Source organism: uncultured Methanobrevibacter sp. (assembly GCF_902769175.1).
Lineage (GTDB): Archaea > Methanobacteriota > Methanobacteria > Methanobacteriales > Methanobacteriaceae > Methanobrevibacter.
Genome location: NZ_CACXNW010000055.1, coordinates 1 through 16006 on the forward strand (window position 1 = coordinate 1; position 16006 = coordinate 16006).

The 16006-nt window shown below is 30.0% G+C and carries 11 protein-coding genes and 2 pseudogenes; all 13 read right to left on the reverse strand.

Annotated features, from left to right (window positions below):
• Positions 1–1179, reverse strand: a 1179-nt coding sequence (locus tag QZV12_RS13325; RefSeq protein WP_295622629.1) for a Ni/Fe hydrogenase subunit alpha, incomplete at its 3' end; no start/stop codon positions are given.
• A gap of 1 nt (position 1180) precedes the next feature.
• A complete protein-coding gene (locus QZV12_RS13330; RefSeq protein ID WP_295622631.1) occupies positions 1181–2107 on the reverse strand; it encodes a F420-nonreducing hydrogenase in 927 nt (308 codons plus the stop codon).
• A 20-nt stretch (positions 2108–2127) separates the two neighbouring features.
• The gene (locus QZV12_RS13335) at positions 2128–2553 is read right to left on the reverse strand and encodes a hydrogenase iron-sulfur subunit (protein ID WP_295605478.1); all 426 of its coding nucleotides are present in this window, start codon (positions 2551–2553) and stop codon (positions 2128–2130) included.
• Positions 2554–3629: 1076 nt separating this feature from the next.
• The gene (locus QZV12_RS13340; RefSeq protein WP_295622633.1) at positions 3630–3803 is read right to left on the reverse strand and encodes a hypothetical protein; all 174 of its coding nucleotides are present in this window, start codon (positions 3801–3803) and stop codon (positions 3630–3632) included.
• Positions 3804–4003: 200 nt separating this feature from the next.
• Positions 4004–7282: a hypothetical protein gene (locus QZV12_RS13345; protein WP_295622635.1), complete on the reverse strand. Its 3279-nt coding sequence runs from the start codon at positions 7280–7282 to the stop codon at positions 4004–4006.
• Between the two features lie 258 nt (positions 7283–7540).
• Positions 7541–8788: a SufD family Fe-S cluster assembly protein gene (locus tag QZV12_RS13350; protein ID WP_295622637.1), complete on the reverse strand. Its 1248-nt coding sequence runs from the start codon at positions 8786–8788 to the stop codon at positions 7541–7543.
• A pseudogene (locus tag QZV12_RS13355) lies at positions 8754–9475 on the reverse strand (ABC transporter ATP-binding protein). The gene QZV12_RS13350 and the pseudogene QZV12_RS13355 overlap by 35 nt, the downstream one beginning before the upstream one ends.
• Positions 9476–9903: 428 nt before the next feature.
• Positions 9904–10182 carry a PRC-barrel domain-containing protein gene (locus tag QZV12_RS13360; protein ID WP_295622639.1) on the reverse strand — a complete coding sequence of 93 codons (279 nt, stop codon included), beginning with the start codon at positions 10180–10182 and terminating at the stop codon, positions 9904–9906.
• A 489-nt stretch (positions 10183–10671) separates the two neighbouring features.
• Positions 10672–11304 carry an NTP transferase domain-containing protein gene (locus QZV12_RS13365; protein WP_295622642.1) on the reverse strand — a complete coding sequence of 211 codons (633 nt, stop codon included), beginning with the start codon at positions 11302–11304 and terminating at the stop codon, positions 10672–10674.
• Between the two features lie 252 nt (positions 11305–11556).
• Positions 11557–13038, reverse strand: coding sequence for a methanogenesis marker 14 protein (locus QZV12_RS13370; protein WP_295622644.1), 1482 nt, complete (start codon positions 13036–13038; stop codon positions 11557–11559).
• A gap of 414 nt (positions 13039–13452) precedes the next feature.
• Entirely contained in the window at positions 13453–13647 is a 195-nt protein-coding gene (locus tag QZV12_RS13375) for a hypothetical protein (RefSeq protein WP_295622646.1), read from the reverse strand.
• Positions 13648–13713: 66 nt separating this feature from the next.
• Positions 13714–14652, reverse strand: coding sequence for a tetrahydromethanopterin S-methyltransferase subunit H (gene mtrH / locus QZV12_RS13380; RefSeq protein ID WP_295622648.1), 939 nt, complete (start codon positions 14650–14652; stop codon positions 13714–13716).
• A 912-nt stretch (positions 14653–15564) separates the two neighbouring features.
• Positions 15565–16006, reverse strand: a pseudogene (locus QZV12_RS13385) (tetrahydromethanopterin S-methyltransferase subunit H); the annotation flags it as partial.

Here is a 16006-nt window from a genome sequence, read left to right on the forward strand (position 1 = left end):
GGTGATTAAACCTTCGTCATCAGTTGTGTAGTGGTGGATTAAAGTACCACGAGCAGCTTCTACAATACCTGCACCTTCACCAGCAGTTCTTTCTAATGCATCTGGGAATTTGTCACCGGATAAGTCGCCTTCTAAAGCGTCAACAGCCATTTCAGCAGAAGCTAATAATTCGATTAATCTTGCCCAGTGGAATAATAATGGGTATTGTGCATAACCGAATTTGTCTCTGAAGTCTTCTAAAGCACCTTGTGCTAAAGGAGCTGCATCAGGCATTTTGTCACAAACATTAATACGAGATAATGGTGCTACTCTGTAAATACCTTCTGGGTAACCTAATTCCTTAATGTAAGGGAATTTTAACCAGGAGTAAGGTTTTACGTGTTCAGCAACAATGTCTTTGTATTCAAGGTTGTTATATTCAGTGTAAATAGAACCATCTTTGTCTTTTATTCTTACTACACCGTTATATACATCCCAGTCACCATTGTTAACGAGACCACAGTGACGGGTGTCACCGAAGTAACCTAAGGTTTTGACTAAGTCAATTTTTTCTTCTAAGATAGGTACAGCTAATTCAATGGTTGCTTGAGCTAATTCTACGTTTTCTTTAGCTTTTGCTAATAAGTCAGCTTGAGTTTCTTCATCTAATTCAGTGGAAATACCACCAGGAGTAGAGGAAGTTGGGTGAATTGGACGACCACCAGTTGCAGATACAATATCTAAACCATTTCTTCTGATTTTAATAGCTTGTAAAGCAACTTCTGGCATATCTTGGATAATTTGGAAAACGTTTCTAGTTTTTCTGGTTCCATCAGGAATGACTAAATCAGGTGCTGCTAAGAAGTAGAAGTGGAGAGCGTGAGAGTGCATGTAAGATCCCCAGTTCATTAATTCTCTCATTTTGTAAGCAGCAGGTAAGATTTCATCATCGTCAAATCCATAGATTTGGTCAACAGCTTTAGCAGCTGCTAAGTGGTGTTGTACATCACAAATACCACAGATTCTAGGTACAATACGAGGTACTTCCTCAGCTGGACGTCCTTGTAAGAATTTTTCGAATCCTCTAAATTCCATAACATGTAATCTAGTGTCTTCTACATTTCCTGCTTCGTCAAGGTGTACAGTAATTTTTGCGTGACCTTCAATACGAGTTACAGGTTCCATAGTAAGTTTTACCATATTATTTTCCTCCTTTTTGCATTTTAGCAGGGACTAAAGCAGCTGGTAAAGTGTAAGTGTAGAAAGTACCTACAATATCATCTAATTGATCAGCTACTTGTTCAGGGTCTACGGTTTTATCTTCGTTAATACCGTAGTCAGATGCAATCGCAGAAATCATTTTTGCACCTGCATCGTTTACTTTAGCAGTAGGTCCGTAGCATCCTCTACATGGGATAGCAATACTTGGGCATTGTGCACCACATAAGGATACGGTTGCAGGTCCCATACATACTAATCCTTGAGCAATTAAACATAAATCTTCTTCTGGTTTACCAACTTCAAATTGTCTTTTAATGAAGTCCATAGCGAGTCCAGCAGGTGGTTTTTCTCTAGGACATACTTCACAAAGGTTAGTGGTTGGTAATTCGATAGTTCTTCCGTTTAATAAGGTAAGAATAGCTTCTGCTACTACGTCAGATTTTGGAGGGCAACCAGGAATCAATAAGTCAACTTGAATTGCTTCGCCTAATGGTCTTACTCTGCTTTCTAAGGTTGGTACATCTTCGTTAGGAATGATACCTTCTGGGTTTACGGTACTGCAGGAGTTGATGTAACCTTCAGTAGTTAATTCTTCAACAGTGTGTAAGTTACCGAGACCAGGAATACCACCGTAAGCTGCACAAGTACCATATGCAATAACGAGGCCAGCTTTTTCTCTTAACATTTCTGCTAATTCTCTGTTTTCTTCGTTTCTAATTCCACCTTCTACAATGAGTACGTCTAATTCATGTACTTCATCATATTTAGTATCACATAATACTGGTGAGAATTCGAATTGTGCTAATTCTAAAACATCTAATAAAGATTCGTGAAAGTCCGCAATGGATAAGTGACAACCAGAGCATCCTCCGAGCCACATAGTTCCTACTTTAGCTTTATCTACCATAAATAATCCTCCAGTTAAATTTATCCTTCAGCATCTAATTGTGCTTTTAATGGGGAAGGTCCTAAATCTTTAATTCTGTTTACCATCATTTTTACAGAACTAGCGAATTTTTCACCTTCAGAAGCAGAAATCCAGTCGTGGTGGACTCTTTCTCTTCCGATTCCCATATCTTCGACTAATTTATAAACTAATCTCATTCTTCTGTCAAGTTTATAGTTACCTGCATCGTAGTGGCAGTCACCCATGTGGCATCCTGCTACGAATACACCATCAGCACCGTCTCTGAATGCTTTTAAAATAAACTGAGGGTCAATTCTTCCAGAACACATTACTCTAATAACACGAATGTTAGGTGGGTATTGCATTCTTGCAGTACCTGCAGTATCTGCTCCACCATAGGAACACCAGTTACAACAAAACATTACAATTTTTACATCTTCAGACATAGAGTTTATCCTCCTCTATTAAAATATTTAGTTTATAGTCCTAAATTAAAATTTAAACTTTTATTTTAAGACTCATCCAACTATTTCAATCCAATAACCGCTAAATCATATCATCAAATCAAAACTGATATGATTCAACTAATTTAATACCGATTGAAAATATTAAACTTTATTAAAATTGAAATAATTGAGATACTCAACCTAAATAGTTTTCACTATTTTTAATCTATAGGAATCCAAATCAAAAAATCCCAATAGATTACCTTCTTGAATCCAAATCAAAAAAATTAAAGAATTCCGTTTAACTTTAAAAACCCAAATCAAAATTTTCAAAGTTAATAGATTTCAATCTAATTTCTTTTTTAAAAAAGTTTTTCAAATCTATATTAAAGTATGTTAAGGCATACCTTAATCTCAAATCATCGTACGCTAATGAGCTAGCTCAGCTTAACATTAATGTACTGATTATATATTATATGTAAAGACAAAAGATTTAAATACTATAATACTTTTTCTAAAAAAGATATTACAAAGTCTAAAATTTAATTTCAATTTATACGAAATATAATTGAAAAATAAGGAAAAATAAGAATAATTTCATTAAAAAAATACATATTTTCTATTAAAAATTAATATAAAGTAATGAAAGAAATACAAATTAAGTTATAATGTATTAAAACAATTCTATAAAATTAGAATGAAAATGAAAAAATCCCTAAAAATTAAGGAAAGCCTAAAATAAAGAATTTGCTTGAATTTATGAAAATTGAAAATTTTAAAAAAATATAAAAATGCATGAAAATGAAATAAAAAAATAATAATAAAATTAATTTAAAAATAATAATAAAATTAATTTAAAAATAATAATAAAATAATTTAAAAATTATAATAAATTAAATTAAAAATATAAGAAATTAATTTAAAAACTATAATAAAAAAATAAAAAAATAAAGGGCCTGTTGAAAACCTTTTTTAAAATTTTATTTTAAATCTTTTTAACAGTAATTTTTAAAAATTTTTACATAAATTTATAGGATTTCAACAAAGCCAAAATAAAAAAATGTTTGAAAAAAAAATCAATTTCTATTTTGGATGACTTCAACAATTACACAGATTACAGCTACAAATAAGATTACTGCAGATAATCCGAATAACATACCTGAGAATCCAGGGTTTGAAGCTTGCATCATTGCTGCAATGATTGAAACAATAAAGTCAAGAATAATTGCTGCATTCTTAATAAGATTCATGTCCATAATGCCCCTCCTAAAATCTAATTTTGTTTAAAAAAAAAAACTAAAATCACACAAATTATACAAATTCAGCCTTCTTTATGAATATTTTAAAAATAGCCCAATATAAATATTTGCGAAAGCAAGTGCATACATGCATTTAATTTAAAAAAAAGACGAGACATGAGAAAAAATAAAAAAAAGAAGAAAAGATAGATTCATCTTATAGAAACTCTTTTAGTTTGGCTTAAAGGAATATAATACTTAGTGCCTTTAAAACTGATTTTAGCAGCGAATTTACCTTTTCTGTAAAATTTACTGATTTTAAAGATTGCCTTACCTTTGCTATTGGTTTTAGCAACAAAAGTCTTTCCGCCAATCCTCAAATAAAGCCTAACTTTTTTTATCAAAACACCTTTAATAGTTTTTAAAGTAACAGAATACTTTTTGATTTTAGTCCTTACCTTAAAAACCTTGTTTTTAGCAATAAACTTAACCTTATCTTTTACTATTGTGATTTTTTTAGATATGGTTAATTTATTATAATAATTATTGCCTTTAAAAGTGATTTTAGCAGTGAATTTGCCTTTCCTATAAAAATTGCTGATTTTAAAGGTTGCCTTACCTTTGCTATTGGTTTTAGCAACAAAAGTCTTTCCGCCAATCCTCAAATAAAGATTAGCATTTTTCAACAAGACCCCTTTATTAGTTTTTAAAGTAACCACATAGTTTTTAATTTTAGTTATTATTTTAAAACCCTTGTTGGATCCAATCAATTTGACATTAGCTTTTTTAACCAGGATTTTTATGTTTTTTGATGAAGGAAGATAGTCTTGAGACCCATTAAATCCATCAAATGATATGCTTACTGCATATGTACCTGGATTTAAATTAATCGCTAATTTAGCTATGCCTTGATCATTTGTTTTTATAGTATAAAGCTTATTGGATATCCTTATGGATAGATTTTGATTTTTTAAAACCTTTCCACTGACATCTGTCATTAATTTCACAGTTAGATAACTACCTGCACCATAAATTATATTCATATCTGAAGCAATTAATTTGGTTTTTATTGGAATAGGTGAACTTGTAATATTAAATCGGCCAAGATACACTTGGTCCATTATAATAGGTATAATCTCATAATAAACATATTTGTCCCCAAATAGCACATCCTTAGAGGTTAGAGCCTCATGATAATCTGGAAAAGCCATTGACCCATCATCATTGGATATGTAAGCATCCACAACTTTAGTTTCATAGCCTTCGGTAATCTCTGTATAATAATAAAATGTGAAATCACAATTTCTTGTGTTTGTACGGAATTTATCCATAGCGGTCAAATATTTTGCTGCGAAAACATAATCACTTACATTGAAAACCTCATTCAAATCAGTGTCTATGGTATAATGAGATAAATTTTCTAATTTTTCACTTAAATTCAAATCTGAAAGATTTCCTTTAATATAATAGTCATAATTGTTAGGACTGATTATGAATTCTCCAGGATTTAATACACCATACTCAATTGTTCTGCCTCTAGAAGAACAATAATCCACTGCGACATAAGTTCCATTTGGTGCTTTAACTAAGAAATGCCCCAAATCTGCTACTTGTTTTAAATCGCAAGCTCTTTTAATTAATTCTTCAATAATGCAATTTTCTTTAGCCATGATTTTTGCAAAAGCTTCTAATCTTTCACTGCAATATGGGTCATCATTACCTCCACTTCCAAACACCCATCCATCATCACTGATATATGTATGCCCGAAGTAAGTCAAATCAGATTTACGCTGAAGAACACCGCCATCCTGTTTAATAATATTAACGCAAAAGTGATCAGGAGAATCTATCCTAAATGAGAAAGCAAAAGATTCATTATCTATTTGAAGAACAGCGGATGTGCAGCCATTAGGAATATAATAATCATCATCAACTTTATTAGTGCCATCAGATTTATTATTAATATAAACCAAATCATCAAAATCAGGAGTTTCCACACCCCACCAATTATTATTTTGGAAAAATTCACCTATTTCCATTATATAAATAATTGTCTTATTGTAACATCCACCATTATATGTTATAGTGGAATCACTTATATTCAAAATATCAAAATAGGTGTAAAACAATCCTTTAATTGCATCATTATCTTTAATAGTACAATTGATAAAGTTAAAAGCATAGTTAGATGTTATATTATTTATACGCCCACTAACTATATAATAAATTACTCCAGTTTCCCCAGTATTATTCTCAATAATATTGTTTTTAAATTCGGTTATTCCTACAGTAAATGAATATAATATAGTTCCATTTTTAGCAGTGTTATTGTAAAGCTTAGAATCAGTTATTTCAATAGCATTACGGCTTAATCTTGAAATAGCTGCCCCATAAGTAGCAGTATTCGCATAGATTTCACTGTTATAAATCCTAACTGGATTTACACTAGAACTGGAAATTGCACCACCATAATCTGCAGAATTGTTAAAAATATAAGAATTATTTATTAAAGCAAAACCAAAGTGAATCCAAAAATAGGAATAGTGAATTGCTCCACCCTTATAAATAGCATTATTGTTGTAGAATTGGGAATTATTTATATTTGCCTTTTCTTCAGACCATACTGCCCCTCCATACCATCTGACAAGATTATTATAAAATATGCTATTATCTATGTTTAATGTTGAATTGAATGAATATAATGCACCACCTTCATCAGCAACATTATTAAAAAACTCACAATCTTCAACATTTACAGAAGAATTATCAGCATATACGGCTCCACCTAAAACATACAAATCATCAGCACCATTAAATGAAAAGGTGCAGTCAGTTATATTGACTATTGAATTATATGAATATATAGCACTGCCACCATAATTAGCGCTATTATAACTAAAACAACAGTTTATTAAAGTCAAATTAGCATTTACTAAATTAATTCCAGCACCATACTCTTCTGAAAAACCGTTAATGAAAGTTATGTTTTTTAGAATAAGATTAGCATTTGATACTAAAAATAAGCGTGATTCCTTTAATCCATTTATTGAATGGCCATTACCATCTATAATTAGTGATTTGCTTATTTTGACTCCAGAAATATCATCTTCACTTTGATTAAATGAATAATTTCTATCTAAACTTATTTGTGAACCATCTGCATTAAAAATAGTATTTTCTAAAGAAGTGAAACTAGAATCATCACTAGAAACTTCCCCCTCAAAAGAACTGCCCATATCATCAAATGAAACATCATCTGCAACAGATTCGCCAGAATTCAAAATAGTATTTTCTAAAGAAGTGAAACTAGAATCATCACTAGAAACTTCCCCCTCAAAAGAACTGCCCATATCATCAAATGAAACATCATCTGCTGAACCAAATGCAACAGATACATCAGAATCATCTATTGATTCTGCACTTACAGCTCCAATAGCAAACATTACAATCATCAATATGGCTAAAAGAACTGAAAAATTTTTAAAATCCATAAGTGTTTTCCCCCTATATAATTCAAGGTTATCTTAAAATAATCATAAAAATAGTTTTGCCTCAATATATAAATAATGACTATTTTAAAATAATCATAAAATAGTTTTGTTCAATTTTTTAATATCATAATAATATTAATTTATATATTGTTTAATATAAATCCTTTATCATTTTAGGATTTCAACAAAAAAAAAGAAAATGTTGGGAGAATCACTCCCAAAATAAGATTTTGTTCAAACTTTTTCCAAAAGTTTGAACTACATACCATCCAAACTCATGTCAATCATTCTTTGGGTTTCAGCAGCCAATTCATCAGGAAGTCCAGTAATGTCCATGCTTAAGAAACCTCTAACAATCATGGAAGCTGCCTCTTCCTCAGTCAATCCTCTTGAAGTCAAGTAATAGATTTCCTCTTCATCGATTTGACCAACTGCTGCTTCGTGAGACATTTCAAGGTTTGCTGCATTAGCTTCAAGTTCTGGAACTGCATAAATTGATGAATTGTCATCCAATACCAATCCATGACATTCCAAGTGACCTTTTACATTAGGAACATTTCCAGACAAATGACCTCTTGAGAAGATTTTGGATTCATCATTTGCAACTGCACGGGAAATGATTTCAGCACTTGTATTAGGTGCATTTAAAAGAGCTCTTGAACCTACATCAATAATTGAATCCTTAACACCACTTTGAATACTTTGGAATAATGCCCTTGCATTTTCACCATTACAATGGGTTGTAGGATAGGATTGAATGGATCTGACAGGACTGGTTAAGATATAATTGTTTATGTAAGTTGTATTCTTTCCCTGAACAATACCAGTTCTAGGACGTACTTCCACTTGTTCAGCCCAATTATGAACCATGGTGAATGTTATTTTAGCACCAGGCTTAAGATACATTTCAGACACTCCAACATGAAGAGCGGAAGAAACATCTTCACCAGTTGCACATCCTGTAATCAAATACAATTCTGAATTTTCCTCAGCAATGATAATATTGTGAGCTGTTTGCATAACATCCTGATCTGCAATGAACATACATGCCTGTACAGGGAAAACCTCTTTAGTGCCAGGTAAAGACCTGATGAAATAGCCACTGCAGAATTCCTCTTCAGCTTCACGAAGTGCAGTTTGAGCAGTATATTTGTCAGCATCAGGCTTAACGGCATTCCACATATAATCCTTTAGCCAGGAATATTTTTCTAAAGCCATTTGAGTATTCATAAGTTCAATGGAATCTGAAATTGAATGAGAGAATACATTGGATTGATCCATTTGCAAAAAGGAACCGGACCTTTCTTCTGACTCAGTGTCAACACCTACTCTAAGTAAGGTCTTTTTAGTCTTTTTGTCTACATCATTGATATCATCTAATACATCAAAAGCATTTACATCTTCTTTAGTAAAGTTTTCGATTACAATATCAGTACCTAAAGCCGCTTTCTTATCCTTTGCCTTTTCAGCATCATGAGTTACATTCCGCACAACCAACACATCCATTAAATCCTTCTTTTCTAATGTCTTCTAAAATTTCATCAGGGTCTCCAGAACAGCCTTAACAAAGTTTAAAATGTAACCTAAATGAGTGATAAGCAAACCTGCCTTTTTCCTTTGACCAGGCTTTTTATCTTTGTCAAGCAAAACATTCAATTCACCTGCAAGCAATTCCACATTTTCAATATCCACTCCAGAATCAGGTTCATCAAACATAGTGAAAAGTGGTCCTTGGGCAAGCAATTGGAGAATTTCGGATCTTTTAACTTCCCCACCAGAAAATCCTCTGTTAACATCCCTATCTAAAAATTCATCACTGAACTTTAATTTTTTAGCTAATTCCTGCATTCTTGGATTTAATTCTTCATCAGGGTCTTGATTGGATTCTAATTTCAATAAGTCCCTAACACTTACACCACGAATGGCTGGAGGATTTTGGAAACTTACTCCAAGACCTTTTTGAACTCTTTCAGTAGTAGTTAAATTAGTAATATCCTCTCCATTGAATATGATAGAACCTTCTACTACATCATATTTTGGGAATCCCAAGATAGTTAAGAATAATGTACTTTTACCGGCACCATTTGGACCTAAAAGCACATGGGTTTCCCCTTCTCTTATAGCTAGGTTTACGCCATTTAAAACACGTTTACCTTCCACTTCAACAACTAAGTCTTTTACTTCAAGTAACATCATATCAAATCCTTATTGATTTAAATTACTAAGATTAATTTAATTAAAATAAAAGCATTATTAATCCATCATAACAATAGTTATAACGGCATTATATCACAACCTTATATAACAATATTATATTTATTTTATTATATAAAAACATTACATTTTAAAAAAATATTTTATAAATTAAAATTCGTTTTTCATTAAATCATTGAAAATAGGGAGGGTCTCATTAACAAAAATTGTTGAAAAAATAGCATAGATCAAATATAAAAATTAAAAAAAAACAGTTAATATTAAATCAAAATTAGAAAAAATAGACTAAGGATTAAAAATAGTTAAAAAATAGTTTAATAAAAATGAGAAAAAATAGACTAAGCATTAAAAATAGTTAGATTAGATAATGAAAAAATATAAAATAAAAAAAGTGAAAATCGGAAAAATTATTCAGTTACTATAATAAATTCTCCAACTTTTTCTATTTTGGTGAATGGGATTAATAATAAATCTCCTCTACGTTTAGCACCTTTAACATGAATATTACGTCCAACTTCTACTCTTACAGCAATATCCACGATTTTACCAGTTTTTTCATTAATAATTAACTCATCAAGCACTCCTAAAATACGGGCATTATTAGTAGCTACTTGATAGCTTTTTATTTCACTCCATAATTTTTCTTCTCTTCTATGAGTATCAGGTTTTGCTACAGCATTTTCCATATTTTCACCAATAGTTAAATTTTATAAAAATGATTGAAGGCATGATTCGTGTTTTAGTTTTTTAAAAAAACACACCATTTAAAATAACTAATTTTAATAAAATATTATTTTACCTTATTACTGTTTATATTTAAAGAAATATATAAACTTATTGATATTTTTAGGCAAAATAGATAAAAAAATACTAAAATAGAATAAAAAAGAATAATTATATTGAAATAAATCAAAATAAAACAAAAATTAAAGTAAAAATAAAAATGATTGAAAATAATTAAAATAATTGAAAAAATAGAACTGAAATTTTATAAAAAATCAAATCTAATTTTTAAAAAAAAAAATTAAAAAAATAATTGAAAAATAATTGAAAAAATTATAAATAATATTTCAAAAAATTATTTAAAAAGATCAGCAAAAAAAATAAAAAATCATCAAAAATTTTTTTCAAAATGATGATTGGAAAAGGATGGAATATGATGAAAATGATAAAAATTATAAAAATTTACTGGCTAATATAGCTGTCTCGATAGTGTTTACATTAAAAATTAACTCCCACCTTGAAATAATTAAAAGTTCCTCGTCCTGAACGACATTTTCACTCCGAAGTATGTTAATTCCTGAAGGAACATTTCCATTAAATTCATAGGAATAATTCACCCTATATTCTTCAAATATTTCAACTGGAACTAATGTAGATAATGCAGGTTTATCTTGACTTAAATAATGACTTAAAATGTCATCAAGAATTTCACTATTTACAAGTGGCAAGTCTGCATTGATGAAAATCAGAATATCATCCTTTGACTTTTTCTCAAAAATTTCCAAAATATTTGAAAGGTCTTCTACATAACCCTTTCCTAAGGTATCTAAATAGTAATGATTATTATTGCTGTCATAAAATGAACTGTCAAAATGGGAAAAGTTTAGATTGTTTATTAAAAAATCCTCGGTATTTGGATCATGAGGACTGACAGCTACAACTGTCTTTTCAATTAATTCCGATTCATTAATATTATCTAAAACATAAGTGATTAATGGCTTATCATTTATTGGAAAAAGAGGCTTTTCAATTTCAGATTCCAATCTTAAACCTTTTCCACCAGCCATAACAAGAGCGATAATCATAAATACACCATTAATAAACTTTTATAAATCGAATAGACGTGAATAAACTACTATAAACTATACTAAACTATACTAAACTATACTAAACTATACTAAACTATACTAAACTATACTAAACTATAGTAAACTAAATAAACTGTATAAACTATAATAAAATATCTGAAGCAATGTTGAATATAAAAAGAAATATAATACCAGAATTTAAAAATAAACAAAAATTAAAATAAAATAAAAAAAAGAAAACAAGGTAAATTATTTTGGAATTGTACCTTGTGCTTGCATTCTTTTCTTAAGAATACATTTTTCTCCTTGGTTTCCACCAAGTGGGTTCTTTTGAGTTCCCATGGAATTCATACAACGAGCCATAATTGCAGAACCTAGAGCAAGTCCATCCTCTACAAATACAACACCATCAAATTTGTCTTGAGCATATTCTAAAATAAGCTCAGGTTTTTTACCAGTGATTCCAGCTCTTCCAGTAACTCCTAAAATGGAACCGTCAAGAATAAGACCTTCTTCAAATGCTACATCAAGAACTCTGTATACAATATTAGCGCTTACGTGGTCCATAGTAGCAAGCAATGTAGGAATACCTTCATCCTCATAGATCTTAGCACCGATTTCAACTAAGCCATCAAGACCATCAGCATTGGTACCTACATCACAACCAATCAAGCATGTACCTGCTGCCTTAGCACCTGCAGCATCTAAAGGAACAGTACCGAATCTGTCGATTCCTTCAGGAACCTTACAGATGTTAATAAGCTCATGAGCTTCTTTAGCATACTGTTTTGCTTTTTCCTGATGCTTTTTGCCATCAGCCTTTTTAAGCAATTTAGGATCAAATATGTCTAATGCAGCACCATTCTTTTGGTCAATTTGTTTGGAACCTTTAGCTAATGAATCGGAAATAACACCTGCTAAACCTAAGAAGTTACCAACTGTACTTGCATAAGGCTCATCCTTATTTACAATCCTACCAGCTAAGGTAGAACCGAAGTCCAAGGATACACAAGGGTTTCTATAGTCCACTTCAGTCCATTTGGCACCTAACTTAATACCTGCAGTAACAAGTTCCCCTTCCATTTCATTTGCTACAACTTCTTTTCCTTTTGGTGGAACTACACTTACTACAGCACCATCAAACATTACATTATCAAGCAATGTGTATTTTTGAAGTCTTTTTGGAAGGTGTGCTGTAGACATTGCAGGAGCCATCTTCTTGTGGGAAATACCTGCATCAAGACAACCATCAGCAAGAGCCTTAATCAATTCTCCAACTTCCTTGGTAGTAGCAAATCCTGCAGTTACCCCTGTAGATCTTACTACAAAGTCTAAATCCTCTTCCATATCTACATGGGCTTTTTTAAGTGATTCCAAAACAGTACCCTTAATCATGTCTGCAACAGATTCCTTAGAGAGTTCTACTCCCCAAACAGTCTTACCGAATACTTCTTCTCCTGCTTTAGGCTTTCTGACATCCCTTGTCATTTTAACAGTTTTGTTGATAAGGTAAGATTGACTGTTGTTTAAATTAGTAGCCATGATAACACATTTTGTAGTGGTGTTACCTAACTCTACAGAAGCAGTAACATAATATTCGTCAGGTTTTGATGCCATAGCACCTGGACCTTGAGGTCTAGCACCTGCTTTTAAAATACTTAAATCCCTTGGTTGACTTTCAGCAATAATTGGCTTAGGTCCCTTATTAAAAATTTTATCTAAAAAAGACATATAAAAATCCCCATAATCTTCTATATAATATATAATATTTTCATCAAATAATATAAATTTTGTTAAATAATTTTAAAAATTGTTAATTAATGAAAAAAATAATGAAAATAATTAAAATAGAAAAAAGAATTAAAAAAAGAATTCGTGAAAAAGTTAAGCTTAAATCATAATATTAATATTTACCTAAAAAGAAATAGAATAGACTTAAAAAAAACCTAAAAATCTTACAGTCTCAAAAAAAAGAATTAAATAAAAAAGTTATAAATAAAAAAAATAAAAAAATAAAAATAAAAAAATAAAAATAAAAAAATAAAAATAAAAAAATAAAAATAAAAAAATAAAAATAAAAAAATAAAAATAAAAAAATAAAAATAAAAAATAAACTAATAAAAAAAGGAATAAAAGAAATGTGAATTAGTTCATTAAATTAACATTAAAATAAACTTCACCATTTTTAAAGTTTACAATGACTTCTCCTTCATTATTAACCAAATTTGCATGAGAATCTGAAACTAAAACTTGATTATTAGAATTCCTAATAACCTTACTTGCAACTTTAGTAGGAAGATACCCACTTTTTATAGTTATAATTAACTCATTATAATTCATAATTACACCTATCGCATCTTTTGCAAAATTTAACAATCTTAACTTCTAAATGTGCAATAATATCAATTATGCCAGTTTATTAAATGGATGAGTGTCTATTGCAACTGTACCCATATCTTTCACTGCTTCAGCAATAAACATGTCAGTTTGAGCTACTGCAGGAAATGCAATCTTAGCATTATCAATAGGTCCGAAAAGAACGAAATCTCCACCGCACATTACCTGTACAATATTTGCACCAATATCACATACAGTATATGCAATTTTATTGCCTTCTTTTTTATAGTCTCTTAACCAATCCCATGCAGAAGGTACATTATGAATACCTGAACCGACAGGATATCCCCATTTAGCTTTTTCTGCAAAAGAGGTTCTAGCAGCTACACCTGCTCCTTGTCCAATAGGGGTTACTGCAGTATCCATCAAAAATTTGTCTATACCACAATCTTTAGCAACTTCCAATAAACCTTTTTCATAAGATCCATCATCTCCATCTTCCCACATAGCTAATTTACCAGTTATGGAAGGATTCATTGGATTAAATCCTAAAATGATAGAAGCAGAGATAGAAGTATCAGCAAGAGCTTCCAATTCAGATTTATCTGCAGACATATTAATGGAATTATAAATTGCTCTTTCAGCTAAACCTGCATCTTCAACATATTGAGCGCCTTTAACTCTAGCATCAGCAGATGTTGAATCTATAAGGAAAGGAGAGTCACTGATGTCACCTACAAATTCCAAATATTTAACAATAGCTTCTTCAGTTTGTCCAAAAACTTGTATTAAACAAGGATTACCAGTAATATCAGACATTTCTTCTATATCTTTAATTAAAGATTCTGCACGTTCCTTATCAAAAACACCAGTTAATTCATCCTCAAGGATATTATGACCACCATAAAAAATAGTTCCTGCTAAAACAGTAGGATATTCTCCAGGTTGTCCACCGATCTTTACACCTGCAATATCAAATACTTCTTGTTCTTTGTCAAATTTAAACATAAAGTTTACCTCTAATAATTTTTGATAATTTCTACTTTATGTTATTATAAAAATAAATTAAATTAAAATTATTAATTTGCTATTCATTTTAGAATATTAAAAAAATTTAAGATAAATTTATAAAAATTAATTTATAATTTAATAATAATTCTTAATAATTTAAATTTATCAAAAATATTAAATATATTTTAAAATTAATCAAATAAAATTGAATTGTTCAAAATTTATAAAGAATCCATATACTATTTTTAAAAAAATGTTTTAAGAAAAAAACGAAGCATAAAGAATATTTATAATTTTTGAACAAAAAATTTCATAGAATGCTTTAATTTTATTAATAAAATTAAAATAAAGTTAATTTTTAAAATAACTAAGAAATTATCATATAAATATTGATTAAAATAATATATAAATCTTATGTCAAAAATAAAAAGCAATAAGAGAGAAATAAATTTAGAAAAAATAGATAAAAAGTAATAAAAAATAAAACAAACATATTACTAAATCCCTTTTAGTTTATACTTAATTATAAATGTATAAATAAAGATATGGGCATGTCTAAGAACATGAGTAAAAAAAAATACATAAGATTGAAAACTTGTTAAAAAATATTAAAAAAAAAGTTTATTTAAAAATATTAAGTTATGAATAAACAGACAATAACAGAAAATTAGAATAAACACAATGAAAAAAACAGAAAAAATCGGAAATGAAAAAATTAAAAAAAATACCTAAAATAAGCAAATAAAAATAAGAAAAAATAAGAAAAATGCAATAATTAATGAAAAAAAATCAAAATAAGAAAAATGGAATAATTAATGAAAATATAATCAAAATAAGTAAAAAAATAGAAGTTTATAATTTGAAGAAAGATTAGATGAAATATCTCATCTAATCTCGGACCCTTTCAAATTATAATAAGTTGTTGATTGGGTGGTTTTCTACTGGTTCGGTACCGATATCTTTTGCAGCTTCAGCAATCATAATATCTGCCATACCACAAGCAGGGAATGCGAGTCTTGCATTTTCGATAGGTCCGAAAAGTACGAAGTCTCCACCAGCCATTTGTTGTACGATGTTAAAACCGATATCACAAACAGGCCATGCTTCTTTGTGTTCTTTTTTGTATCCTCTTAACCAGTCCCATGCGGAAGGTACGTTGTGAATACCAGAACCTACAGGGTATCCCCATTTAGCTTTTACAGCAAAGGAAGTTCTTACTGCAGGACCTGCACCTTGACCTAAAGGAGTTACAGCTACGTCCATCCATGGTTTGGTAATTCCACATCTTTCTGCCATTTCGAGAATACCTTCATCGATTACAGATCCACCAGTTTCCCAGATTTCGAGTTTA

What these genes read in the sequence shown, in the direction of transcription:
- QZV12_RS13375 (WP_295622646.1), bottom strand. Translation starts at nt 13,647, where the DNA reads ATGAATTATAATGAGTTAATTATAACTATAAAAAGTGGGTATCTTCCT.
- QZV12_RS13330 (WP_295622631.1), bottom strand. Translation starts at nt 2,107, where the DNA reads ATGGTAGATAAAGCTAAAGTAGGAACTATGTGGCTCGGAGGATGCTCT.
- QZV12_RS13335 (WP_295605478.1), bottom strand. Translation starts at nt 2,553, where the DNA reads ATGTCTGAAGATGTAAAAATTGTAATGTTTTGTTGTAACTGGTGTTCC.
- QZV12_RS13340 (WP_295622633.1), bottom strand. Translation starts at nt 3,803, where the DNA reads ATGAATCTTATTAAGAATGCAGCAATTATTCTTGACTTTATTGTTTCA.
- QZV12_RS13365 (WP_295622642.1), bottom strand. Translation starts at nt 11,304, where the DNA reads ATGATTATCGCTCTTGTTATGGCTGGTGGAAAAGGTTTAAGATTGGAA.
- mtrH (WP_295622648.1), bottom strand. Translation starts at nt 14,652, where the DNA reads ATGTTTAAATTTGACAAAGAACAAGAAGTATTTGATATTGCAGGTGTA.
- QZV12_RS13350 (WP_295622637.1), bottom strand. Translation starts at nt 8,788, where the DNA reads ATGGATGTGTTGGTTGTGCGGAATGTAACTCATGATGCTGAAAAGGCA.
- QZV12_RS13345 (WP_295622635.1), bottom strand. Translation starts at nt 7,282, where the DNA reads ATGGATTTTAAAAATTTTTCAGTTCTTTTAGCCATATTGATGATTGTA.
- QZV12_RS13370 (WP_295622644.1), bottom strand. Translation starts at nt 13,038, where the DNA reads ATGTCTTTTTTAGATAAAATTTTTAATAAGGGACCTAAGCCAATTATT.
- QZV12_RS13360 (WP_295622639.1), bottom strand. Translation starts at nt 10,182, where the DNA reads ATGGAAAATGCTGTAGCAAAACCTGATACTCATAGAAGAGAAGAAAAA.